This is a genomic window from Blattabacterium cuenoti (genome assembly GCF_014251755.1).
Classification (GTDB): domain Bacteria; phylum Bacteroidota; class Bacteroidia; order Flavobacteriales; family Blattabacteriaceae; genus Blattabacterium; species Blattabacterium cuenoti_AN.
Genome location: NZ_CP059200.1, coordinates 124,025 through 146,375 on the forward strand (window position 1 = coordinate 124,025; position 22,351 = coordinate 146,375).

The 22,351-nt window shown below is 26.3% G+C and carries 25 protein-coding genes, 3 tRNA genes, 1 other RNA gene and 1 pseudogene; 13 read left to right on the top strand and 17 right to left on the bottom strand.

Going from position 1 to position 22,351, the window contains the following annotated elements; genetic code table 11:
• Nucleotide 1: 1 nt before the first annotated feature.
• Entirely contained in the window at nucleotides 2-229 is a 228-nt protein-coding gene (rpmB, locus tag H0H57_RS00560; RefSeq protein WP_185863899.1) for a 50S ribosomal protein L28, read from the bottom strand.
• 69 nt (nucleotides 230-298) lie between these two features.
• Here rpmB and H0H57_RS00565 point away from each other — a divergent pair, with 69 nt between their 5' ends.
• From H0H57_RS00565 to H0H57_RS00575, 3 genes are all read left to right on the top strand, one after another.
• A complete protein-coding gene (locus tag H0H57_RS00565; protein ID WP_185863900.1) occupies nucleotides 299-1,018 on the top strand; it encodes a YebC/PmpR family DNA-binding transcriptional regulator in 720 nt (239 codons plus the stop codon).
• An RNA gene (rnpB, locus tag H0H57_RS00570) (RNase P RNA component class A) lies at nucleotides 1,012-1,338 on the top strand. The genes H0H57_RS00565 and rnpB overlap by 7 nt, the downstream gene beginning before the upstream one ends.
• 6 nt (nucleotides 1,339-1,344) lie before the next feature.
• Nucleotides 1,345-1,430, top strand: a tRNA-Ser gene (locus H0H57_RS00575).
• A gap of 16 nt (nucleotides 1,431-1,446) precedes the next feature.
• On the opposite strand, the gene H0H57_RS00580 is transcribed toward H0H57_RS00575, so the two are convergent.
• The 3 genes from H0H57_RS00580 to rho form a co-directional block, all read right to left on the bottom strand.
• The gene (locus tag H0H57_RS00580; protein ID WP_238784333.1) at nucleotides 1,447-2,544 is read right to left on the bottom strand and encodes a DNA recombination protein RmuC; all 1,098 of its coding nucleotides are present in this window, start codon (nucleotides 2,542-2,544) and stop codon (nucleotides 1,447-1,449) included.
• Nucleotides 2,545-2,632: 88 nt separating this feature from the next.
• Nucleotides 2,633-2,705 (bottom strand) — tRNA-Met (locus tag H0H57_RS00585).
• Between the two features lie 51 nt (nucleotides 2,706-2,756).
• Nucleotides 2,757-4,325, bottom strand: a complete 1,569-nt coding sequence (gene rho, locus H0H57_RS00590) for a transcription termination factor Rho (RefSeq protein ID WP_185863902.1) — start codon at nucleotides 4,323-4,325, stop codon at nucleotides 2,757-2,759.
• Nucleotides 4,326-4,486: 161 nt separating this feature from the next.
• On the opposite strand from rho, the gene H0H57_RS00595 reads away from it, so the two are divergent.
• Both H0H57_RS00595 and prfA read left to right on the top strand, forming a co-directional pair.
• Nucleotides 4,487-4,888 carry a DUF4293 family protein gene (locus H0H57_RS00595; RefSeq protein WP_185863903.1) on the top strand — a complete coding sequence of 134 codons (402 nt, stop codon included), beginning with the start codon at nucleotides 4,487-4,489 and terminating at the stop codon, nucleotides 4,886-4,888.
• 46 nt (nucleotides 4,889-4,934) lie between these two features.
• Entirely contained in the window at nucleotides 4,935-6,014 is a 1,080-nt protein-coding gene (gene prfA / locus H0H57_RS00600) for a peptide chain release factor 1 (RefSeq protein WP_185863904.1), read from the top strand.
• A 16-nt stretch (nucleotides 6,015-6,030) separates the two neighbouring features.
• Here the strand turns inward: prfA and accC are convergent, their stop codons facing one another.
• From accC to rpmF, 3 genes are read right to left on the bottom strand one after another with little or no spacing between them, the layout of a single operon-like run.
• Nucleotides 6,031-7,383 (bottom strand): acetyl-CoA carboxylase biotin carboxylase subunit, encoded by a 1,353-nt coding sequence (accC, locus tag H0H57_RS00605; protein WP_185863905.1) that lies wholly within the window; start codon nucleotides 7,381-7,383, stop codon nucleotides 6,031-6,033.
• Nucleotides 7,384-7,388: 5 nt separating this feature from the next.
• Complete coding sequence (gene accB, locus H0H57_RS00610) at nucleotides 7,389-7,871, bottom strand: acetyl-CoA carboxylase biotin carboxyl carrier protein (RefSeq protein WP_185863906.1); 483 nt, start codon at nucleotides 7,869-7,871, stop codon at nucleotides 7,389-7,391.
• Between the two features lie 11 nt (nucleotides 7,872-7,882).
• A complete protein-coding gene (gene rpmF, locus H0H57_RS00615; RefSeq protein ID WP_185863907.1) occupies nucleotides 7,883-8,089 on the bottom strand; it encodes a 50S ribosomal protein L32 in 207 nt (68 codons plus the stop codon).
• 99 nt (nucleotides 8,090-8,188) lie between these two features.
• Here rpmF and proS point away from each other — a divergent pair, with 99 nt between their 5' ends.
• Complete coding sequence (gene proS, locus H0H57_RS00620; protein ID WP_185863908.1) at nucleotides 8,189-9,664, top strand: proline--tRNA ligase; 1,476 nt, start codon at nucleotides 8,189-8,191, stop codon at nucleotides 9,662-9,664.
• On the opposite strand, the gene H0H57_RS00625 is transcribed toward proS, so the two are convergent.
• Nucleotides 9,658-10,605, bottom strand: a complete 948-nt coding sequence (locus H0H57_RS00625) for a dihydroorotate oxidase (protein WP_185863909.1) — start codon at nucleotides 10,603-10,605, stop codon at nucleotides 9,658-9,660. The genes proS and H0H57_RS00625 overlap by 7 nt on opposite strands.
• Nucleotides 10,606-10,666: 61 nt before the next feature.
• Here H0H57_RS00625 and pyrF point away from each other — a divergent pair, with 61 nt between their 5' ends.
• Nucleotides 10,667-12,028: an orotidine-5'-phosphate decarboxylase gene (gene pyrF, locus H0H57_RS00630; RefSeq protein WP_185863910.1), complete on the top strand. Its 1,362-nt coding sequence runs from the start codon at nucleotides 10,667-10,669 to the stop codon at nucleotides 12,026-12,028.
• Nucleotides 12,029-12,201: 173 nt separating this feature from the next.
• Nucleotides 12,202-12,777 (top strand): MarC family protein, encoded by a 576-nt coding sequence (locus H0H57_RS00635; RefSeq protein ID WP_185863911.1) that lies wholly within the window; start codon nucleotides 12,202-12,204, stop codon nucleotides 12,775-12,777.
• Here the strand turns inward: H0H57_RS00635 and H0H57_RS03165 are convergent.
• The 3 genes from H0H57_RS03165 to H0H57_RS00650 all read right to left on the bottom strand — a co-directional run bounded on the left by H0H57_RS03165 (nucleotide 12,768) and on the right by H0H57_RS00650 (nucleotide 14,653).
• Nucleotides 12,768-12,938 carry a hypothetical protein gene (locus H0H57_RS03165; RefSeq protein ID WP_394798853.1) on the bottom strand — a complete coding sequence of 57 codons (171 nt, stop codon included), beginning with the start codon at nucleotides 12,936-12,938 and terminating at the stop codon, nucleotides 12,768-12,770. The genes H0H57_RS00635 and H0H57_RS03165 overlap by 10 nt on opposite strands.
• Nucleotides 12,939-13,127: 189 nt before the next feature.
• The gene (gene fbp, locus H0H57_RS00645; RefSeq protein WP_185864072.1) at nucleotides 13,128-14,138 is read right to left on the bottom strand and encodes a class 1 fructose-bisphosphatase; all 1,011 of its coding nucleotides are present in this window, start codon (nucleotides 14,136-14,138) and stop codon (nucleotides 13,128-13,130) included.
• A gap of 221 nt (nucleotides 14,139-14,359) precedes the next feature.
• Nucleotides 14,360-14,653, bottom strand: coding sequence for a hypothetical protein (locus H0H57_RS00650; protein ID WP_185863912.1), 294 nt, complete (start codon nucleotides 14,651-14,653; stop codon nucleotides 14,360-14,362).
• 58 nt (nucleotides 14,654-14,711) lie between these two features.
• Here H0H57_RS00650 and dut point away from each other — a divergent pair, with 58 nt between their 5' ends.
• Entirely contained in the window at nucleotides 14,712-15,107 is a 396-nt protein-coding gene (gene dut, locus H0H57_RS00655) for a dUTP diphosphatase (RefSeq protein ID WP_185863913.1), read from the top strand.
• A gap of 3 nt (nucleotides 15,108-15,110) precedes the next feature.
• Here the strand turns inward: dut and H0H57_RS00660 are convergent, their stop codons facing one another.
• Genes H0H57_RS00660 through H0H57_RS00670 form a run of 3 tightly spaced genes read right to left on the bottom strand, consistent with a single transcriptional unit; the run spans nucleotide 15,111 to nucleotide 17,082 of the window.
• Nucleotides 15,111-15,626 carry a DUF1599 domain-containing protein gene (locus tag H0H57_RS00660; protein ID WP_185863914.1) on the bottom strand — a complete coding sequence of 172 codons (516 nt, stop codon included), beginning with the start codon at nucleotides 15,624-15,626 and terminating at the stop codon, nucleotides 15,111-15,113.
• Nucleotides 15,627-15,992 (bottom strand): VRR-NUC domain-containing protein, encoded by a 366-nt coding sequence (locus H0H57_RS00665; RefSeq protein WP_185863915.1) that lies wholly within the window; start codon nucleotides 15,990-15,992, stop codon nucleotides 15,627-15,629.
• 1 nt (nucleotide 15,993) lies between these two features.
• On the bottom strand, nucleotides 15,994-17,082 hold the full coding sequence (locus H0H57_RS00670; RefSeq protein ID WP_185863916.1) for a ribonucleotide-diphosphate reductase subunit beta: 1,089 nt from the start codon (nucleotides 17,080-17,082) through the stop codon (nucleotides 15,994-15,996).
• Nucleotides 17,083-17,306: 224 nt separating this feature from the next.
• On the opposite strand from H0H57_RS00670, the gene H0H57_RS00675 reads away from it, so the two are divergent.
• Together H0H57_RS00675 and H0H57_RS00680 are read left to right on the top strand one after the other, a co-directional pair.
• On the top strand, nucleotides 17,307-18,068 hold the full coding sequence (locus H0H57_RS00675; protein WP_185863917.1) for a lysophospholipid acyltransferase family protein: 762 nt from the start codon (nucleotides 17,307-17,309) through the stop codon (nucleotides 18,066-18,068).
• A gap of 12 nt (nucleotides 18,069-18,080) precedes the next feature.
• Nucleotides 18,081-18,554, top strand: coding sequence for a ribonuclease HI (locus H0H57_RS00680; protein ID WP_185863918.1), 474 nt, complete (start codon nucleotides 18,081-18,083; stop codon nucleotides 18,552-18,554).
• A gap of 8 nt (nucleotides 18,555-18,562) precedes the next feature.
• Here H0H57_RS00680 and H0H57_RS00685 read toward each other — a convergent pair whose 3' ends face one another.
• Nucleotides 18,563-19,366, bottom strand: coding sequence for an RNA methyltransferase (locus H0H57_RS00685; protein WP_185863919.1), 804 nt, complete (start codon nucleotides 19,364-19,366; stop codon nucleotides 18,563-18,565).
• Nucleotides 19,367-19,373: 7 nt separating this feature from the next.
• Between H0H57_RS00685 and H0H57_RS00690 the strand changes: the two are divergent.
• Nucleotides 19,374-19,798: pseudogene (locus H0H57_RS00690) on the top strand (deoxycytidylate deaminase).
• 5 nt (nucleotides 19,799-19,803) lie between these two features.
• A tRNA-Leu gene (locus tag H0H57_RS00695) sits at nucleotides 19,804-19,886 on the top strand.
• Between the two features lie 6 nt (nucleotides 19,887-19,892).
• On the opposite strand, the gene ureC is transcribed toward H0H57_RS00695, so the two are convergent.
• Together ureC and H0H57_RS00705 are read right to left on the bottom strand one after the other, a co-directional pair.
• Nucleotides 19,893-21,599 carry an urease subunit alpha gene (ureC, locus tag H0H57_RS00700; RefSeq protein ID WP_185863920.1) on the bottom strand — a complete coding sequence of 569 codons (1,707 nt, stop codon included), beginning with the start codon at nucleotides 21,597-21,599 and terminating at the stop codon, nucleotides 19,893-19,895.
• Nucleotides 21,600-21,603: 4 nt separating this feature from the next.
• The gene (locus H0H57_RS00705) at nucleotides 21,604-22,233 is read right to left on the bottom strand and encodes an urease subunit gamma (RefSeq protein ID WP_185863921.1); all 630 of its coding nucleotides are present in this window, start codon (nucleotides 22,231-22,233) and stop codon (nucleotides 21,604-21,606) included.
• Nucleotides 22,234-22,351: the final 118 nt, after the last annotated feature.

The window sequence follows — 22,351 nt, forward strand, 5'->3', positions numbered from 1 at the left end:
TTTAATATTTATATTTAAAACGTTTTAAAACGTTTTCTATCCCTATTTTATTGATAAGTTTCACAGTAGAAACGCAAATTCTCAAAGTGATCCACTTTTTTTTTTGTATTAAAAAAAAACGTTTTTTACATAAATTAATGTTAAATCGACGTTTTTTTTTATTATTTGCATGAGAAACTCGGTTTCCTGTCATTGATTTTTTTCCTGTCAATTCACAAATCTTGGACATAAGAATTTTTTTCTTTAATATTGTAAAGAATGACAATATAATAAAATTTATATAATATAAAAACATTTCATGTCAGGACACAGCAAATGGTCAAATATACAACATAGAAAATCAAATCAAGATTCCTTAAAATCTAAAAAATTTTCTAAAATTATTAAAGAAATTTCTATAGCTGTAAAAGAATCAGGAACAAATAATCCTCGTTTTAGAAATGCAATTTTAAATGCAAAATCAATAAATATCCCTAAAAATACCATAGAAAAAGCTATAAAAAAAGCTTTACAAATCAAAACAAATAATTATAAAAATTTAAATTTAGAAGGACTGATTCATGGAATCAGTATCATTATAGAATGTATGACGAATAACAATATTCGAACGATATCCAATATTAGAACACTTTTGAATAAAAATGAAGGAAGATTATGTCATAATGGGGAATTAACCCATTTTTTTAAAAAAATGGGTGTTTTTTATATAAAAAAAAAAGACATTCATTTTTCAATAGAAGATTTTGAACTCATGATAATAGATTTTGGGGCTCAAGATTTTAAAATAAATCACAATATGATTTATTTATACATAGATTTTGAATCCTTTAGATCTATGAAAAATAATTTGGAAAAATTAAAAATACTTCATGAGTATAAAGTGGAACATATCCCCAAACAAATTCAATCTATTTCAGAAGAAAAAAAGAACAAAGTTTTAAACTTAATTGATAAACTTTATCTGAATGAAGATGTAGAAAATATTTACTACAATTTATATAATGAAAATAAAAAGTAAAATGTCCTATCGCATTTTTTAAATAAAAACAATAAATTAAATAATGAGGAAAGTCCGGACACCGTAGAGCAACACAATGGGTAACACCCATCCATCGTAAGATGAGGAATAGTGCAACAGAAAGAATATACAGACAGGATGATATATTGTTGATTGCTGTAGTGAAATCATGTAAACTCTGTGTGGTGAAATGCCATGTATACCGGAAAACTAGCTCGGTTGAAACCGGGGGGTAGGCAGATTGAGATCGTGGGTAACCTAGATCCTAGATAAATGATAGGGTGTGAAAACAGAATCCGGCTTACAATTTTACTTTTTGTATGGAGGGAGAGATGGCCGAGAGGATTAAGGCGCACGTCTGGAAAGCGTGTTCACAAAAAAAGTGTCAAGGGTTCGAATCCCTTTCTCTCCGCTGTTATTTATTATTTCTATAAAGTTTCTATATCTTTTAACTTTTTATCTATCAAATTGTTCCTAACACCTAACAATCGATCTATATCCTTGGAAGCTCCTTGTAATTTATCTTGAGCTTGATGAAGTAACAATCCAAATTTTTTAAATTCCTGTTTGACTATTTCTAAAATTTTCCACACTTCAGAACTTCTTTTCTGAATAGCTAAAGTTCGAAATCCAATTTGGAAACTATTTAATACAGCAGCTAATGTAGACGGTCCGGCTATCACTGTTTTATATTTTCTTAACAATTCTTCTAATAAACTAGAATTTTTTATAATTTCAGCATATATTCCTTCAAAGGGTAAGAACAAAATAGCAAAATCAGTTGTATATGGTGGATCAATATATTTATATTGAATATCTTTGGACATTTTTTTTAGAACAGATTCCATATTTTTTATAGCTATTTCTATATTTTTTTTTCCTCCATTACGATAAGCTTCCTGCACTTTTTCATAAGTTTCTTTTGGAAACTTAACATCAATAGGTAACCATATCATATTTTTGTTTCCAAGTCCTGGAAGTTTAATTGCAAATTCTACCACAAATTTTGTACTAGATTTTGTCACGACATTTGAAGCATATTGTTCTGGAGATAAAATTTGTTGTAAAAGCATTGAAAGCTGCATTTCACTAAAACTTCCACATATTTTTACATGATTTAAGGTTCTTTTTAAAGAACTTACATCTTTTGCTAAAATCTTCATTTCTCCTAACTCTTCTTGTAAAAAAAATAATTGATTTCCAATGATTTCAAATGATTTTCCCAAATGTACATTTAAAGAAGTTTGAAGTTTATTATTAACATTTTCTCTTATGTCTTCCAGTTTTTTTTCAAGAATTTGAATTAATTTTTCCTGTGAGGAATAAATAGCATCTAATTTTCTATCTTGATTTTCAATATAAAATTGAATTTTTTTGTCAATAGAATCCTGAAAAATATTCACAGTTTGTATTATACCATTTTTCATTTCAATGAAAGAATCACCGATTTCGCTTCTACTATATTTAGACAGTTTTTGAATTTCATCTTGTTGATTTTTAAATTCTTTTCTAAAGAAAAATTCCAATTTTCTAAAAAAATAGATGCATATAAAAAAAAGAAAAAAATTTAAAAGTATAAATGAATAATCCATTCAAAAAATTATGAAGCTAAAATAGCGGGAATAGGACTCGAACCTATGACCTTCGGGTTATGAGCCCGACGAGCTACCAACTGCTCCATCCCGCGATAATTGTGAATATAATCTTTTTCATTTACAAAATCAAATATTAAAATTATTTATCCATTCATAGATATCAAAAATTCTTCATTGTTTTGAGTTCTAGACATTCTAGATCTTAAAAAATCCATAGCTTCTACTGGATTCATATCGGAAAGATGTTTTCTCAAAATCCACATTCTTTGTAATGTGTTGGGATCAAGTAAAAGATCATCTTTTCTTGTACTAGAAGAAACAAGATCAATAGCTGGATAAATTCGTTTATTAGCTATTTTTCTATCCAATTGAAGTTCTTTATTTCCTGTTCCTTTAAATTCTTCGAAAATCACTTCATCCATTTTTGATCCTGTATCAATCATAGCTGTAGCAATGATCGATAAAGATCCCCCGTTTTCTATGTTTCTAGCAGCTCCAAAGAATCTTTTAGGTTTATGTAAAGCGTTGGCATCCACTCCTCCTGATAATACCTTTCCAGATGCAGGAGCAACAGTATTATAGGCACGAGCTAAACGTGTAATAGAATCTAACAATATAACAACGTCATGTGAACATTCTACCATTCTTTTTGCTTTTTGCAAAACAATATTAGCAACTTTAACATGTCGATCTGCTGGTTCATCAAAAGTAGATGCAATGACTTCTCCCCTTACGTTTCTCTGCATATCTGTTACTTCTTCTGGACGTTCATCAATTAACAATATAATTAAATATACTTCAGGATGATTAGCGGCAATAGCATTGGCTACTTCTTTTAACAAAGTAGTTTTTCCTGTTTTAGGGGGAGCAACAATCATTCCTCTTTGTCCTTTTCCTATAGGAGTAAATAAGTCTACAATTCTTGTAGAAAGAGTTGCATTTTTTTCAGCTAATTTAAATTTTTCATTCGGAAATAATGGAGTCAGATGTTCAAAAGGATCTCTATCCCTAACAAAAGAAGGACCCCTTCCATTAATCTCAAGAATTTTAATTAGAGGAAAATATTTTTCCCCATCTTTAGGTGGACGAACTTCTCCTCTTATTGTATCTCCTGTTTTCATTCCAAAAAGTCTGATTTGAGATTGAGAAACGTAAATATCATCAGGAGATGATAAATAATTAAAATCAGAAGATCTCAAAAATCCATAATTTTCTGGCATAATTTCCAATACTCCCTCACTAATTATTATTCCTTCGAATTCGTATTCAGGAGTACGGTATTTATTAGAAAAAATTTTTTGTGATCCCACTTCTATTCCGTGAGATGATGATATATTCTGAGTTTCGAGTTTATCATTTTTTTTCCAATTATAAAAATTTTTATGTTTTTTTTGAATTTTTGTGGTTTCTTCTGAGAGTTTAGAATTAGAAATTTTTAAATGTTCTTGAGATATAGATTTTTTTCTATCATTTATGCTTTTGTTTTCTGAAAATGAATTTTTAGATTCAGTATTTTTTTGCATGTTAAATCCTTTTTTTAAAGAATTATCCCTTTTTGAGAGTTCAAAAGTCTTTTTATTATTAAAAATGGAAATGATTTTCTCTAGGAGTTCGTTTTTTCGTAATTGTGTACATTTTTTCAATCCTGATAAACGAGCAATCTCCTGTAATTCAAAAAGTTTTTTACTTTTTAATTCAGTAATATCAAACATAAAGTAATTGGGTTTTTATATATGCTTGGTAAGTAATATACTTTTTAGTATAATAACTTAGAAACGATAAATGCAATTATACAAAAAATTAATTTGAACTTAAGTAACAAAATAAAAAATTATAAAATAATTTAATATTTATATTATGAATTTATATTATTATGTTATATAGAATACAAACATTATACTTACTTATTTCAATTTTTATTTATTCTCTTCTCATATATTTTTTATGTTTTTTTAATAAAAATCTAATGGATTTTCTTGAATGTAATTTTTTGAAAAAAAAATTTTTTTTAATTTTTCTAATTATATGTTTATTTCTATCTATTTTAAGTTTTTTCTTTTTTCATCAAAAAAAAATTCAAATATTTTTAAATAAAATTAATATACTTACTAATACAATTTATGAAGGAATTCTTTTTTTTTCATGTTCTAAATGGAATAAATACACATTTATTATGTTCCTTTTTTTTATATTATGTATATGTTTTTTATATCTAACAAATAGAGCTATCAAAAAAGATATAAAATTAATCAATTCTATCAATCGAATCCGATAAATAAATATTTTTGATTTCCAAAAAAATTTTGAAAAAGATCCCAAAAATGAAAAAAACTTCATTAATTCAAAAGTTAGAAGTTTCTAAAAAGGAATTTTTAGAAACTTCTAAATTAATTATACAACCCAATATTATATCTGATCAAAAAAAATACAGAATACTATTAAAAAAATATATGACATTAGAAAAAATAGTCTTTTTTTATGAAGAGTACAAGAAACAATTGGTTTCACTTAAAGAAGTGGATTTTATTTTAAAAAACGATTCAGATACGGAAATGAAGGAATTAGCTACTACAGAAAAATACAAAATTTTAGAAAATTTATCTTCTATTGAAAAAAAGTCTTATAATCTTCTTTTTTCTTCGAAAGAAGAAGATGAAACAGAAGATGATAAAAAAGCTGTCATCGTAGAACTCCGTTCTGGAACAGGAGGGGATGAAGCATGTATTTTTGTTGAAGATATATTAAGAATGTATACAATGTATTTTAAAAAATCAGGTTGGAAATATAAAATTATACACGCTCAAAAAGGAGGAATCAAAGGATACAAAGAAATTATTTTAGATCTCAATGGAGAAAAAGGAATTTATGGTAATTTAAAATTCGAATCTGGAGTACACAGAGTGCAAAGAATTCCAAAAACGGAATCTCAAGGAAGAGTACACACATCTGCTATAACCGTAGCAGTCCTTCCTAAAGTCAAAGATATAGAATTCAACATTAATTTATCTGATATAAAAAAAGATACTTTTAGATCTAGTGGAGCAGGAGGTCAACATGTAAACAAAACAGAATCTGCTGTACGATTAACTCATATTCCAAGTAAAATTACAGTAGAATGTCAAGAAGAACGTTCTCAACATAAAAATTTTGAAAAAGCGATCAGTGTTTTACGATCAAGAATTTATCAAAACGAAAAAGAAAAAAGATTAAGAAAAATATCCATAAAAAGAAAATCTTTAGTTTCTACAGGAGATCGTTCTATAAAAATTAGAACCTATAATTATCCTAAAAATAGAGTTACGGATCATAGAATTCATAAATCTATTTATAATCTTGCAGGATTTATGGATGGAAATATTCAAGAAATGATTAATTTATTAAAATTATTTGAAAATAAATAACATTTTGTACAATATTTTATAATCCAGTCTCTAAATCTAGATTATCTAAAAAATTCGTATTATAATTTCCTTTTAAAAAATCATTATTTTGCATAAGTTTTCTAAGTAAAGGAAGAGTCGTATGTATTCCTTCTATAACAAATTCATCTAAAGAACGACGCATTTTTTCAATGGTTTCTTTTCTACTTTTTGCCGTGGTAATAATTTTAGCAATCATAGAATCATAATAATGTGGAACAAAATATCCTGCATAAATATGTGTATCGATACGTACGCCTTTTCCTCCAGGTAAATGCATTTGAGTTATTCTTCCAGGAACTGGACGAAAATTTTGATACGGTTCTTCTGCATTAATTCTACATTCTATAGAATACATTTTGGGATAAAAATTTTTTTTTATAGAAAGTTTTTTTCCATAAGCTAAAAATATCTGTTCTTGAATTAAATCTAGCCCTGTTATTTCTTCGGTAATCGTATGTTCCACTTGTATTCTGGGATTCATTTCCATGAAATAAAAATTTTCGTTATGATCTACCAAAAATTCTATAGTTCCTACTCCTTCATAATGAAGATATTCAGCTGCTTTTACCGCTTCATTTCCTATTTTTTTTCTAAGAAATGGAGTTAAAAATGGAGAAGGCGCTTCTTCTACCAATTTTTGATTTTTTCTTTGAATAGAACAATCTCTTTCTGACAAATGACATACTTTTCCATATTTATCTCCGATTATTTGTATTTCTATGTGTCTGGGATTCAAAATTAATTTTTCTATGTACATATTTTTGTTTCTAAAACAATACCAAGCTTCTTTTTTAGCTTCTTCCCAAGAATTTTTTAAATTTTTCTTATTTAAAACAGATCGGATTCCTTTTCCTCCACCTCCAGAAACAGCTTTGATAATAATGGGGTATCCTATTTCATTTGCTATTTTTTCTATCTCTTGATAAGATGATTTAAAAAAACAGTCAGATCCAGGTAAACAAGAAATCCCAATTTTTTTCATGGTTTTCTTGGCTAGAATTTTATTTCCTATCTGAAGCATATGATTTGGTTTTGCCCCAATAAATTTTATTCCATGTTTTTGGCACATCGAAGAAAAATATGCATTTTCAGATAAAAATCCATATCCAGGATGAATTGCATCTGCGTTTGTAATTTCTGCAGCAGAAATCAAATTTGAAATATTTAAATAAGATTGATATGGAGAAGGAGGGCCAATGCATACAGCTTCATCCGCAAAATAAACATGAAGACTATGTTTGTCTACTGTAGAATAAACAGCTACAGTTTTAATTCCCAATTCTCTAGACGTTCGTATGATTCGTAAAGCAATTTCTCCACGATTAGCTATTAATATTTTTTTAAACATAAAATTTAATAGTTAGGATCTAAAATAAATAAAGGCTGGTCATAATCTACAGGAGAAGCATCTTCCACTAAAATTTTAATCAATTTTCCATTTACTTCAGATTCAATATCATTAAATAATTTCATCGCTTCTATCACACAAACTTTCGTTCCTATTTTTATTTGATCTCCTACTTTTACAAAAGGTTTTTGATCCGGATGAGGTCTCCTATAAAATGTACCTATCATAGGAGATGTTATGGTGATATATTGATTCTTGTTTTCTTTTTCTGTTTTATAAAATCTATCAGGAAAATCAAAAGAAGTAGAAGAAGATGATAATGAAGACTTTTTAGTAGTAGAAAAATCAGGATTCCATGAATATGGTTCTTTTTTTATCAATGCTCTATTTTTTATGTAAATCTCAGTATTTCCTATTTTTATCCTTATTTCATCAATATTTGAATCAGAAATAAATTGAATCAGGGATTTTATTTTTTTTAAATCCATAATATTGATGTTTATGAGAATTTTTTTTCATTCTTACCACGACGATATAGAACAATCTTTCCTCTATAATAAAGTTTATTTTCATACCAATATGCATGATGATATAAATGTTTTTGATTTGTTAAAGCACATTTTGCTAATAAAGGTTTTTTGATTTTCAAATGACTTCTTCTCTTATTTTTTCTAGATTTAGATTGTCTTCTTTTAGGATGCGCCATAAATAATATTTATTAAATTACTAATTTAGAAATAAAATTAAATGTGTTAAATAATTTTTCTATCTTTCATATAGATTATTCATTTATTATGTTTTTTTTATGAATCCATTAACTAAACGTAGTGAAAATTATTCAAAATGGTATAATGAAATAGTTGTTAGATCTGGGTTAGCAGAATTTTCCGGAATACGTGGCTTTATGATTCTAAAACCATATGGTTACTCTTTATGGGATAGAATGAAAACAATATTAGATAAAATGTTAAAACTGACTGGACATCAAAATGTTTATTTTCCTTTACTTATTCCAAAATCTCTTTTTTCAAAAGAAAAAGAACATACTCAAATTTTTTCTGAAGGATGTGCCGTGGTTACACATTCTAGATTAATAAGAAAGAATCCAAATCAAGAAGAACTTATCGTTGATTTGGATTCTAAGTTAGAAGAAGAATTAGTAATTAGACCCACTTCAGAAAGTATAATATGGAAAACTTATAAACGTTGGATTCAATCTTATAGAGATTTACCTATTTTATTTAATCAATGGGGAAATGCATTAAGATGGGAAATGCGAACTCGTTTATTTCTTAGAACTACTGAATTTTTATGGCAAGAGGGGCATACTGCTCATTCTACAAAAAAAGAAGCGATAGAAGAAACTATAAAAATATTGAATATTTATACAAATTTTTCCGAAAAATTTATGGCAATTCCTGTATTACAAGGAATCAAACCATATATGGATAAATTTTCTGGTTCAGAAAAAACATATTGCATTGAAGCGCTCATGCAAGATGGAAAAGCATTGCAAATGGGAACTTCACATTTTTTAGGACAAAATTTTTCGAAAGCATTCGATGTGAAATTTACTAATTTTAACGGAAAAAAAGAATATGTATGGTCTACTTCTTGGGGTGTATCTACCAGATTAATAGGTGGATTAATCATGTCTCATTCTGATGATAAAGGATTAATTTTACCTCCAAAAATAGCTCCTATACAAGTTGTTATAATTCCAATATTTTATAAAAAACAACGTATTACTAATATTCATGATATATCCATAAAAATTCTAAATCTATTAGAAAAAGAAGGAATAAGAGTCAAATATGATGATAGAATGATATGTACTCCTGGATGGAAATTTCATGAATATGAAATAAAAGGAATTCCCATTCGAATCAGTATCGGAAAAAATGAAATTCAAAATGAAAAAGTAGAAATCTTTAAAAGAGACACATGTGAAAAAATATATATACCTTGGATAAATTTAAAAAATTCAATTCCAAAATTACTAGATGAAATACAAAATAACATTTATAAGAAAGCGGTTCAAAGAACTCAAAAATTAATCATGAAATCGGATCATTACAATGATTTTAAACATCAAATAAATCATTCAGGAGGTTTTATTTTTGCTCATTGGGATGGAACAAAAAATACAAGTAAAAAAATACAAGAAGAAACAGAAGCAACCATCCGTTGTATTCCTATTTCTAATGAGAAAGAAAAAGGAAAATGCATTTTTTCTGGAAAAACCTCTTTACAAAGAGTCGTTTTTTCTAAATCTTATTGAATGTTTTTTAGTTTTCCTTTGAAACTATTTAAAGATGAATAATTTTTTTTTTCCAAAATCAAAGTTAATTCTTTTTTCAATCTTTCAAACACTAAAATTCCCTCTTTCAGAAATTGTGTTCCAATTTGAACAGCAGAAGCTCCACATAATATATGTTCAAAAATGTCTTTTCCAGAAGAAATACCTCCACATCCTATTATAGAGATATCTTTTCGGAGATAAGTATAAAACTTATGAACATTGGCTAATGCAAATGGCTTTATCATATATCCACCAATTCCTCCAAATCCTTTTTTGGGGCGTATTACGACTGACTCTTTATTTGCATCAATAAAGAGACCATTAGGTAAACTATTAATACAAGTAACAAAAAAAATGGGAAATTGATTTAAAATCAAAGCTATATTTTTAATATGTTCATCTTGAAAATAAGGAGGAAGTTTAATTCCTAAAGGTTTTTTATTAAATTTAAATATGTTTTCTATGAAATTTGATATTTGATCAAAATCATATCCGAACATTTCTTTTTTTCCAATAAGATTCGGACAAGATAAGTTTAATTCTATAGCAGTTACTTTTGAAGATTGATTTGCTTTTTGAATGAGAAAATAATTTTCTTCTTTGGATAATCCGGATATAGAAAGAAAAACAGGTTTATTTATTTTTTTTTTCTCTAAAAAATCTAGATAAAAATGAATTCCAAGATTAGGTAAACCCATAGAATTTATGCTTCCTATATTCCATTCAAAATATCTGGGTAAAACATTTCCTTTTCTTGGTTGAGATGTACAACTTTTTGTAACAACTCCACCAGAAGAACTATTTAATAAATTAGATAGTTCTTTATCTGTAGAACAAAGAACTCCTGAAGCATTCATTATGCATAATGGAAGTTGAATTCCATTTATACTAGCAGTAGTATCTATTTTTTTCATAATCATATGAATCAATTGTAATAATATTCAATTATAAAATTTTTTAACTTTACTAAAACAGTTTTTTATGGAAGAAAAAGAACAATTCTTTTTAGAAATTTATAATTTAGGAATCATAAAATTTGGAAATTTTACACTAAAAAGTGGAATGAATTCTTCTATATATATAGATTTTCGTCCAATAGCTTCTAGACCAGATTTATTAATAAAGTTATCGGATTTACTCCTACATGAGGTTCCATCTTATGATTTTGAACTAATTTGTGGAGTTCCATATGCGGCTTTACCTATAGCTACTACTTTATCTTTAAGATCCAAAATTCCGCTAATTATTAAAAGAAAAGAAAATAAAGGATATGGAACAGAACGAATGATTGAAGGAATATATAAAATAGGACAAAATTGCCTGATTATAGAAGATGTTATTACAAGTGGAGATAGTTTATTAAAAACTATAATAGACCTTGAGAAAGAAGGATTAATAATTAAAAATATTATGTCCATTCTTGACAGAGAACAAGGAGGAATAGAAAATATAAAAAAAATAGGGTATAATATCCGAACTTTATTTCGAATAGGAGAAGTTTTCAAAATATTAAAAAAAAAATCTTTTCTGAAAGAAAAAGAAATACATATGATTCAATTTTTTATTAAAAATAATATAAAAAATATTCAAAATAAACGGATTTCTTATGAAGAAAAAAAAGAAAAAATATCTCATCCTATAGGAAAAAAACTTATAGATATTACGTTGAAAAAAAAAACAAATTTAATAGTTTCGGCTGATTTAATAGATCCTAAACAAATTTTAAAATTAGTCAGTTTAATTGGAGATAGAATTTGTGGATTAAAACTTCATGTAGATATCATAAATGATTTTTCATTTTCATTTATAAATTATCTTAAAAATATTTCTATAAAAAAAAATTTTTTATTATTAGAAGATAGAAAATTATGTGATGTTAGTTCTACAAATTGTCTTCAATTGCATTACGGAATACACAAAATTTCTTCTTGGGCAGATATTGTTACGGCACATGTACTTGCTGGAAGTATGAGTATTCAAAACTTGAACATTCCTTATAATATGGGATTGATTACAATATCTGAAATGTCTTCTTATGGAGGATTATATGATGATAATTACATAAGAAAAGTACTAAATATTTCTTTAAAAAATCCAAAAGTTATTGGAACTGTAGCACAAAGAAAAGTGGATGATAGATTACTATTATTTACACCTGGTATCCATTTTTATGAAAAAAAAAATAATCTAGGAAATAAATATATTCATCCTGTTCAAGCTTTTGAAAAAAATAAAAGTGATTTTATTATTGTAGGCAAAGCTATTTTTCAATCTGAAAATCCAAAAATAACGGCAGAAGAATATAAAAATGCGGGATGGAAAGCTTATGAAAATGGACTTTAAATTATTCATTTTATTCCATTAGCATAATATGAGTTTTTTTTTTAAAAATTAATGATACTGATAATATTTTTCTTTAATTTGTATAAAGGTAGTCATATTTAAAAAATTGTTTTGTAATCATAAAAAAATTGAAAGAAACAAGGTTAAAAAAATTCTTTGAATAAATTTTTAGTATGGAATGGGTCAATTCGTTAATTAGTTGTTTTATGATACTTTTTAGCATTATAGATATATTAGGTAATGCTCCTATAATTATGGGATTTAAATCAAAAGGAAACATTATAGACACCAAAAAAGTTGTAATTACTTCTCTTGTAATATTTTTATCTTTTCTTTTTTTAGGACAACCTATGCTTACAATCATTGGAGTTGATGTCCATTCTTTCTCTGTAGCGGGATCTATAGTATTGTTTTTCATTGGATTAGAAATGATATTAGGAATAGATCTTCATAAGGTTACGGAAAATGCTCAAACTTCTATTGTTCCAATATCCTTTCCCCTTATAGCTGGTCCTGGATCTTTAACAACTTTAATTTCATTAAGAACAACTTATGACGTAAATATTATTCTTTTATCTCTTATTTTGAATATGATAGTTGTTTATTTTGTAATAGATAAATGTGATTTTATAGCCGAAAAAATAGGAAATAATGGATTGGATATTTTAAAGAAAATATTTGGAATTGTTTTATTAGCTTTTGCTGTAAAAATTTTTGGAGCAAATGCTAGTCAATTATTTCAACAATAATTTTTTATTATGTTATTGAAAATTTTTATAACAGATTCATTTACATTTTTAAATTCAGGTAAATAAAAAGCTTTATAAATCAAAATTATGTCATAATAATTTTGATTTATAACATGTTTTTCAATCATGGATTTGTTCAACAAAAAAGAAGCTTTTAACAAACGTTTTATTCTATTCCTGTAAACTGATTTTTTAAAATTTTTTTTTTACTAAAGTTCCAATCAGGTTGATTGATAAATTTTTTTCATTATTTATTTTTTGTAATAAAAAAACAGATAGGATAGGATACACAAACAAATATTTTCCGTTTTTTATTACTTCTTCAAAAATTTTTTTTTTGAATTTCATTTTCAATCATATTCACAATCTAACATAAATTTTTCTAACTTGGAAACCATTCCTATAGGTCCACAAACAAATGGAGTTCTTTGATGTAATTTAATCGGTTTTATATCTAGAATCCGTTGTTTTCCATCAGAAGCTTTCCCTCCAGCTTGTTCAGCTAAAAAAGCCATAGGATTACATTCATAAAGCAATCTTAATTTTCCTTCTGGAGAAGAAGCTGTTTTGGGATAAATATATATCCCTCCTTGTATCAAATTTCTGTGAAAATCACCCACTAAAGAACCGATATATCTTGCAGTATAGGGTCTATTCTCTTTTTTTTCTTTACAATATCTGATAAATTTCCTAATTCCATTAGGAAATTTATCAGAATTTCCTTCATTTATGGAATAAATTTTTTCCGTTTTGGGAAAACAAAGATTAAAATGAGATAAATAAAATGTTCCAACTGAAGGATCTAAAGTAAATCCATGCACTCCATTTCCAGTACTATATACCAATATAGTAGAAGATCCATAAATAATATATCCTGCAAGAATTTGTTGAATTCCTTTTTGCAAGAAATCTTCTATTGTTAAATTCATTTGAATTGGAGATTTTCTCATATATACAGAAAATATAGTTCCAATAGATATATTCACATCTATATTAGAAGAACCATCAAGTGGATCTATTAAAACAATATATTGATTTTGAAAAATATTTTCTTGCTTCCCTTTTATAACTATAAAATCTTTACTTTCTTCAGAAGCTATTCCACAAACAACATTTCTACTTTTAAAAGATTCAATAAATGCTCTATGAGCAAAATCATCCAATTTTTTCTGATTTTCTCCTTGAACATTAGTAATACCAGAACTTCCTATAACTTTTTCTGTTAACCCTGCTTTGTTCACTTCTTTATGAATTGCTTTAGAAGCTAATTTTATAGAGCTAAATAAACGCAATAATGCCTCGGTTGAAGAGGAAAAACAATTGATATTTTTTTCTATAATAAATTCTCCTAATGTGTACATGTCTCTTTCAAACAAGATTTTAAAATCAGATTTTTTTACTAAAAAACATAAAATTATAAAAAGACGGACATGAATAATAGAAAATTTCGTACAAACAAATATCACAATAATTTTTCAATATTCAATAATAAAATAAAAACATTGCTGTAATTCACTTTTAGTTTGAATATTTAAACAAAAAAAATAGCATGAATCAATCTCTTCATCATGCTATTTAATTTTTAAAAATCAGGAATGGGTACTATTCCTGATACTTTATTTAAAGTTTGAATAATTTCTCTAAGATTAGGATCGTTACGCATCATTTCTTTCAGAGATAGTGTTTTTTCATTCTCTTGCTCTTGAGAAGTAGAAGAGGCTGATGCAATTTTTGTAGTTTGATCATCAGTTACTACAGTTTTAGTTTTTTTGATGATATCTGATTTATCAATGATTCCAGATAAACCTTCATCATGACATGATGAAAAAAATATGATCGAAAACAACAAAAAGATGAAAATAAATATTTTTTTCATTTTTTATCGATTTTTATTCCGTAATATAAATCTTTTTTTTTAAATTATTGCAATAAATATGTGCATTACTATAAAAATATTTAATACTTCATCTAATCCTTTACCTAATTATGAAACAAAAGGATCCTCTGGAATGGACTTAAGAGCTTATTTAAAAAATAATATTACAATTCTTTCTATGGAAAGAAAAATTATAAAAACAGGTTTATTTATTGAAATTCCTAAAGGATACGAAGGACAAATTCGACCAAGGAGTGGTTTAGCTTTAACTCATGGAGTCACTGTATTAAATGATCCAGGAACTATAGATTCTGATTACAGAGGAGAAATAAAAATATTATTATTGAATTTGTCCAATCATCCTTTTATTATAGAAAATGGAAATAGAATTGCTCAAATTATATTTTATAAATATGAAAAAATAAAATGGAATCCTAAATTAATTAGAAAATAAATTCTACTTTTCTGTTTTCATTAAAATGAAAATGCTATAATTTAATATATCTATATAATTATCATAAATTTTGTCATAAAAATTTTTTATGTTTAAAAAATTTTTTTCCATATTTTGAATTCTAAGTAATTTTTGAAAGATTATATCTTTCATAGAGGAAAGTTCCATAATTTTCCATGCTTCTTCATAATCAAAATTTTTTTTAATCATTAAAAATTTTGCTTTTTTTGTATATAGATCATAATAATGATATATTTTTTTTTTGATTAAAATCAACATTTTCATATCTATAATATTTTTTTTTATAAAAAAAATAGCAATTATAGATAAATTGATGACATCAACCCATTGATTTTTTTTAATTTTCAAAAAAATAATATTATTTATATTTTTTTTTTGAAAATCTTTTTCTTTATCCATTTTAGAATTTTCAATTAATTTTTTTTTAAAAAAAAATTTACATTTTTTTAATATCACATCATATTGAACAGAAGTCTCAATATTTTTATTATTATTCATTTAATTATTTAAATATTGATCTATATAAATTTTTGCTTGATCAAAAGAATAACAAATATTTACATTCCAATTGTATGAATTTAATATATTTATAATTTTGGTTTGATTTTTCGTTAATTTATTCGGTTTAATTTTAAATTCTAAAGCCATACCTGTTATTCCTTTTTTAGGCATAGGTACCAATAAATCAGGCATACCAGGTCTTAATCTCATTACCTTAATAAGAAATCTTTCATAAAAACTCCTCTTAGATTCATTATGTGGATGAAAATAAAATATATGAGGATACTTATAATCTAAATAATCACAAACAGAACTATGTAATAATTGTTCTTTTCCAAGAAAATTTTTATACCAATTTTTCATGTTAAGATTCGCAAGAAATACATTCAGATCCTCCCAAATTTTGTTTTTTATTTTTTAATAAAATTTTTAATATTTTATTTTCTGATTTTTTTTTATCATACACATTTTCTAAATTAGAAGAAATAAAAAGATCATCATTCCAATCTTCATTAGGTTTACTATATCCCGTTTCACGATTATCAAAAAAATCAGTTTGTTGCTCTCCAGATATTGTTATATAAAACCAATCCATATTAGATAACAGACCCTTATTGATATGATATGAATCATTCAACCCTAATTCTCTCAATTTCAAATTTGCTCTATCTTTCATAAAATTTTTAAGATCTTCTTTTTTAATAGTAGAAAGATCTCCTTTTCCAAATATTTGATCAATAAAAATAAATTCATTCCTCAATGCTAAATCTATTCCTTGATAAACAAATTTTTCAACCGATTTTTTTAATCCCTCATTTTCCTCACAAAAAGTACGAAATATTTTACATCCCGCTTCCGAATGTAAAGATTCATCTCTAACAGAAAAAATAATTTGTTGACCTATTCCTTTTAAACGATTTGATTTTCTGAAAGAAAGTAAAACTGCAAAAGAAGAAAATAATTGTATTCCTTCTGCAGCTGCAGAAAATAAAGCAATGCTTCTCGCTATTTCTTTTTGATCGTACTGTCCATGCGAGCTTTTTCTAATATCCATTAAAATTTTCAACTTATTCATTGTCGCTTCATCTTTCAAAAAAGCATGAAAATCATCTAAACCCAAAATATCATTCAAATAAGAATAAGCTACAGCATGAATTGTTTCAAATGATCCAAAAGTTTGGCCCATCATTTTTATTTCAGGAATAGGAAACCACCTAGGAATCATTTCTGACCAATAATTTCCAACTTCTGTTTCTGTTTGAGTAAATCCTTTTAAAATATCCCCAATTACATTTTTTTCCTGAAAAGAAAGATTTTCATTCCAATCATGAATATCCGATTGCATATTAATCTCCGTATGTAACCAATGTGCATTTTGCTGTTTAAACCAATAATCATAAGCCCACTGATATTCAAAAGGTTTAAAATTTAAACGATCTTTCGTTATACTCATTTTTATTCATTGTTTCACCTAAATAAATGTACTAAGAATTTATATAAAATATAAAAACAAACAAATTTTTTCATTACATCACTCAAGTCAAAATTAAAGTATATTATGACATATTGTCATATCTTATGTTATACATTATCTACTATTAAATGAAACTCTTTGTTTTTGAAACATTTTTTGTTTAAAATATTATGAATTTTATATATTTCTATTAAATTTTAATAATGAAAATTATACAAATATCATTGATATTGTTATGGCGTACATGGTTTTTTCTCATTAATATATTTTTGATTCCCTTATGGGCAGGAGCTTCTATCCCGTTTTTATTTAAAGAAAAACACTATCCCATTGCGTATTGGTTTCACCAAATGTGGGCTAGAAGTAATCTTTTTTTCATGGGATTTTGGTATGTATTAGAGAAAGATAAAGAAATATTAGATAAAAATCAACAATACGTAATTATCAGTAATCACAGTTCCATTATGGATATTATGTTAATTTACTCTGTGATGAAAAATCATCCTTTGGTTTTTGTGGGAAAGGCAGAATTAGCCAAACTTCCTTTTTTTGGTTTTGTTTACAAAAAAAGTAATATTTTAATTGATAGAAAAAACTTATCAAGTTGTATACAAGTATTTAAAAAAATAAAAGATAAAGTAGATTCTGGAAAAAGTGTTTGTATTTTTCCAGAAGGTGGTGTTCCTAAACCTTATATTTTTTTAGACCATTTTAAGAGTGGAGCTTTTTTTATCGCTATTATAAAAAGAATTCCTATTATTCCTTTTACAATAGCTGACATAAAAACAAAATTTCCTAGTTCTTCGATTATAAAAGGAAGACCAGGTAAAATAAGGATTAAACAACATCATTCCATATCAACCCAGAATTTATCCTTAAAAGATAAGAATTTTTTGAAAGAAAAATGTTTCAATTTAATCAAATATCAACTAAAAAAATTTGAACGTGAAAAAAAAAATAATTAATATGAGTTATTCGTGAATAAAAAAATTCATATTTATACTGACGGTTCTTCAAAAGGAAATCCTGGACCAGGAGGATATGGAATTTTTATAGAAATATTTTGGGGGCATTTTTATAACAGAAAAATAATTTCTGAAGGATTTCGTTATACAACGAATAACAGAATGGAACTATTATCAGTGATAATAGGATTAGAAAAAATAGAAAATAAAAAACAAAATATTGTTGTTTTTACTGATTCTAAATACATAATAAATACTGTTCAAAATAAATGGATTAATAAATGGAAACAAAATAATTTTAAAAATAAAAAAAATATAGACTTGTGGAAAAGATTTTTAGATTTATTTTATAAACATTCTGTAATATTTCATTGGATAAAAAGCCATAATCATCATTATGTAAATGATTATTGCGATAGATTGTCTGTGACAGCTGCTAAAAGTAAAAAATTGAAAATCGATTATATTTATGAAAAACATAGATAATCAATGAATTATATGGCATAATTTCTTTGTCTAAGAATTTCATATATGATGATAGACATTGCATTACTAACATTTAATGAATCTATATTTCCAAACATAGGAATAGTTATAATTTGATTGGCTTTCTTTAACCAAAAATTGGATACTCCCTTGCTTTCGGAACCAAAAACGATAGCTATATGATTATGGGGAAATTGAGTATGGTATAAATTTATAGCTTTTTTATGTTTATCAAATCCTGTTGCAATAATTTTTATTTTATTTTTTTGTAACCAATATATAATTGATTCTATTTTTTCCATAAAAATCTTTCTTGTAAAAAGACTGCCTAAACTACATCTAATAATATTAGAATTATAGACATAAGTTTTCATGTTACATAGTATTATCATATGAATATTTGCAGCGTCAGCTATTCTTAACATCGCTCCTATATTCCCAGGTTTTTCTATTCCGTCTAAAATAAGTATTAAAGAAGAATTTTTATTAGAAATTTTAATATTTTTCAATTGATTCATATATTTTTTTTCTTTAAATAAAGCGATAATTCCACCTGAATTTTCTCTGTATGCTAATTTTTTAAAAATTTTCATACTAATAATAAAGGTTATGGAATAAAATGGCTTAATCATATTATATTTATGAAATATTTTTTCGCATATGAATATTTTTTTGGGTAAAAATTTTCCTTTTATAGCCATTTCGAATTCTTTGATTCCTTCAACAAAAAAAATATTCATATAATTTTTTTGTTGATAAATTTTTATCAAATCTTTAATTTTTGTATTTTGTATACTGCATATTTTTTTCATATTGATTATGATTTATAAAAAAAACGATGATATCGTATATATGAATACGGCGATTGAACATTCAAAATTTTCTTTTTGTAAAAAAAAAAAGTAGGAGCTGTTATAGTGAAAAATAGCCGAATCATATCGGATGGATATAACCGTACTCCAAATAGTTTTGATGATATCTGTGAAGATCATTACGGAAATACTAAATGGTATGTCCTTCATGCAGAAGCAAATGCAATATTAAAAATGTCCTCTTCTTTTTTATCTTGTGAAGGAGCTTCCATATATATCACTCATTTTCCATGTAAAGAATGTTGTAAACTAATTTATTTATCTAATATAAAAAGAGTTATTTATTTATTACATGAAAAAAATGATGAAGAATTTTCTTTTTTAAGAAAATTGAGAATTAAAATAAAAAGACTAATTTCAACTAATTCATAAAAAAAACCCAGGTGGCGAAATAGGCAGACGCGTTGGACTCAAAATCCAGTGATTTTACATCATGCGGGTTCGAATCCCGCCCTGGGTATTTTTTTCAGAATAAAAAATATCTTTGAGAAAGTGGTAAAATATCAGAAGGAGGAGAAACTATTTTTTCTCCATTGATATAAACATTATAAGTTTTGGGATCAACTTCTAAATTTGGAATTTCTCCATTTAATATCATATTATTTTTGGATAATGTGCGACATCCTTTTACAATTTTTATTTGTTTTTTGATTTTATTTGTTTCAAAAAAACCATTATTGATGGCATTTATTGAAACAAAAACACAGCTTAATTTTGGTTCAAAATATCCAAACATTTTTCGATACATCAATGGTTGAGGTGTAGGGATCGTAGCATTAGGATCTCCCATACTAGCATAGACAATCATCCCACTTTTTATAACTAATTCTGGTTTGACTCCAAAAAAAGAAGGTTTCCATAGTACCAAATCTGCCATTTTTCCGATATGAATCGATCCAACATATTCAGAAATACCATGGGTAATAGCGGGATTTATTGTATATTTTGAAATATATCTTTTCACTCTAAAATTATCGTTTTTTGTATGATCTTTATTCAGAAATCCTCTTTGTTTTTTCATTTTATCAGCTGTTTGCCATGTTCGTTTCACGATTTCACCTATTCTTCCCATAGCTTGAGAATCTGAACTAGTCATACTAATGGCACCTATATCATGTAAAACTCCTTCTGCACTAATAGTTTCAGATCTGATCCGTGATTTAGCAAAAGCAATATCTTCTGGTAAATTAGAATCCAAATGATGACAAATCATTAACATGTCTAAATGTTCATCTATAGTGTTACAAGTATATGGCATAGTCGGACTTGTTGATGAAGGTAAAATATTAGAAAAAGATATCACTTTTAATAAATCAGGAGCATGTCCACCACCGGCTCCTTCCGTATGATACATATGAATTGTTCTATTTTTGAATGTTTTTAAAGTATCTTCTACATAACCTGATTCATTTAGGGAATCTGTATGTATATTAACTTGAACATCCAATTTTTCTGCAACAGTCAAACATTGATCTATAACATGAAAAGTACTCCCCCAATCTTCATGTATTTTTAATCCACCAGCTCCAGCTTTTATTTGTTCAATTAAAGCAACAGGATGAGAACTATTTCCACTGGCAAGAAAAATAAAATTAATAGGAACATGATCTGTTGTTTTTAACATTCTCTGAATATTCCATACACCTGAAGTACAATTTGTGGCTATAGATCCAGTGGTTGGACCTGATCCTCCACCAATAATAGTTGTTGTTCCACTTTCTAATGCAACTTTAAACAATTGTGGACATATATAATGAACATGACTATCTACACTTCCAGCTGTTACTATCATATTTTCTGAAGAAATGACTTCAGTTCCCGCTCCAATATACATGTTAGGAGTAATTCCGTCCATAAAATATGGATTTCCAGATTTTCCTATTCCAACAATAATTCCATTTTTAATTCCTATATCCGCTTTTACAATTCCCCAATAATCTACAATAATAGCATTAACTAATACTAAATCTAAAACTCCTTCATCTCTTGTAGCAAATGGATGTTGTCCCATTCCATCTCTAATAACTTTTCCTCCTCCAAAAACACATTCGTCTCCATAAACAGTATGATCTTTTTCTATTTCAATCCATAAAGAAGTATCCCCTAAACGGATTTTATCTCCTTGAGTGGGTCCATACATCCTTGCATAAGATTCTCTATTTATTTTCTTCATAAATTCATATAGTTATATTTTCTTTTCCTGAAAATCCATAAATTTTTTTACTTCCTCCAATTTCGACTAAAATAATTTCTTTGGTTTCTCCTGGTTCAAAACGAACAGATCTACCAGAAGGGATATCGAGTTTATATCCTTTAGTTCCTTCTCTATCAAAAAGAAGGGCCGAATTGGTTTCATAAAAATGAAAATGAGATCCTACTTGAATTGGACGAGTTCCTGTATTGGATACAATTCTTTTTATACGATATCTTCCAGGTAATAATACAATTTCTTCTTTTAGTAGATCGTACTGTCCTGGAATCAGATTAGAATTTTTTTTTCTATTTTTTTTGATAGGATGATGTATGGTAACTAATTTTGTTCCATCAGGAAATGTCGCTTCTACTTGAACACTATTCAGTAATTCATACACCCCATCCATAATTTGTTCATCATTCAGAATATTTCCTGCTTCATACATGAGATCTTTTACTGTTTTTCCATCACGAGCTCCTTCCATTACATAATGAGTAATTAAAGCTAAAGATTCAGGATAATTCAATTTTAATCCTCTTTTTAAACGTTTTTTTGCTAATTCTCCAGCCATATGCAGAAGAATTTTTTCCTTTTCATAAGAAGTTAAATGCATATACTTTCTTTAATTTAATTCATAAAAAAAAACATAATATTCGTTATTAACAAACAACAGTTATATGGGGTTCAAAGTTATGAAATATTATAATAATGAAAGAGAAATAGAATCGTTT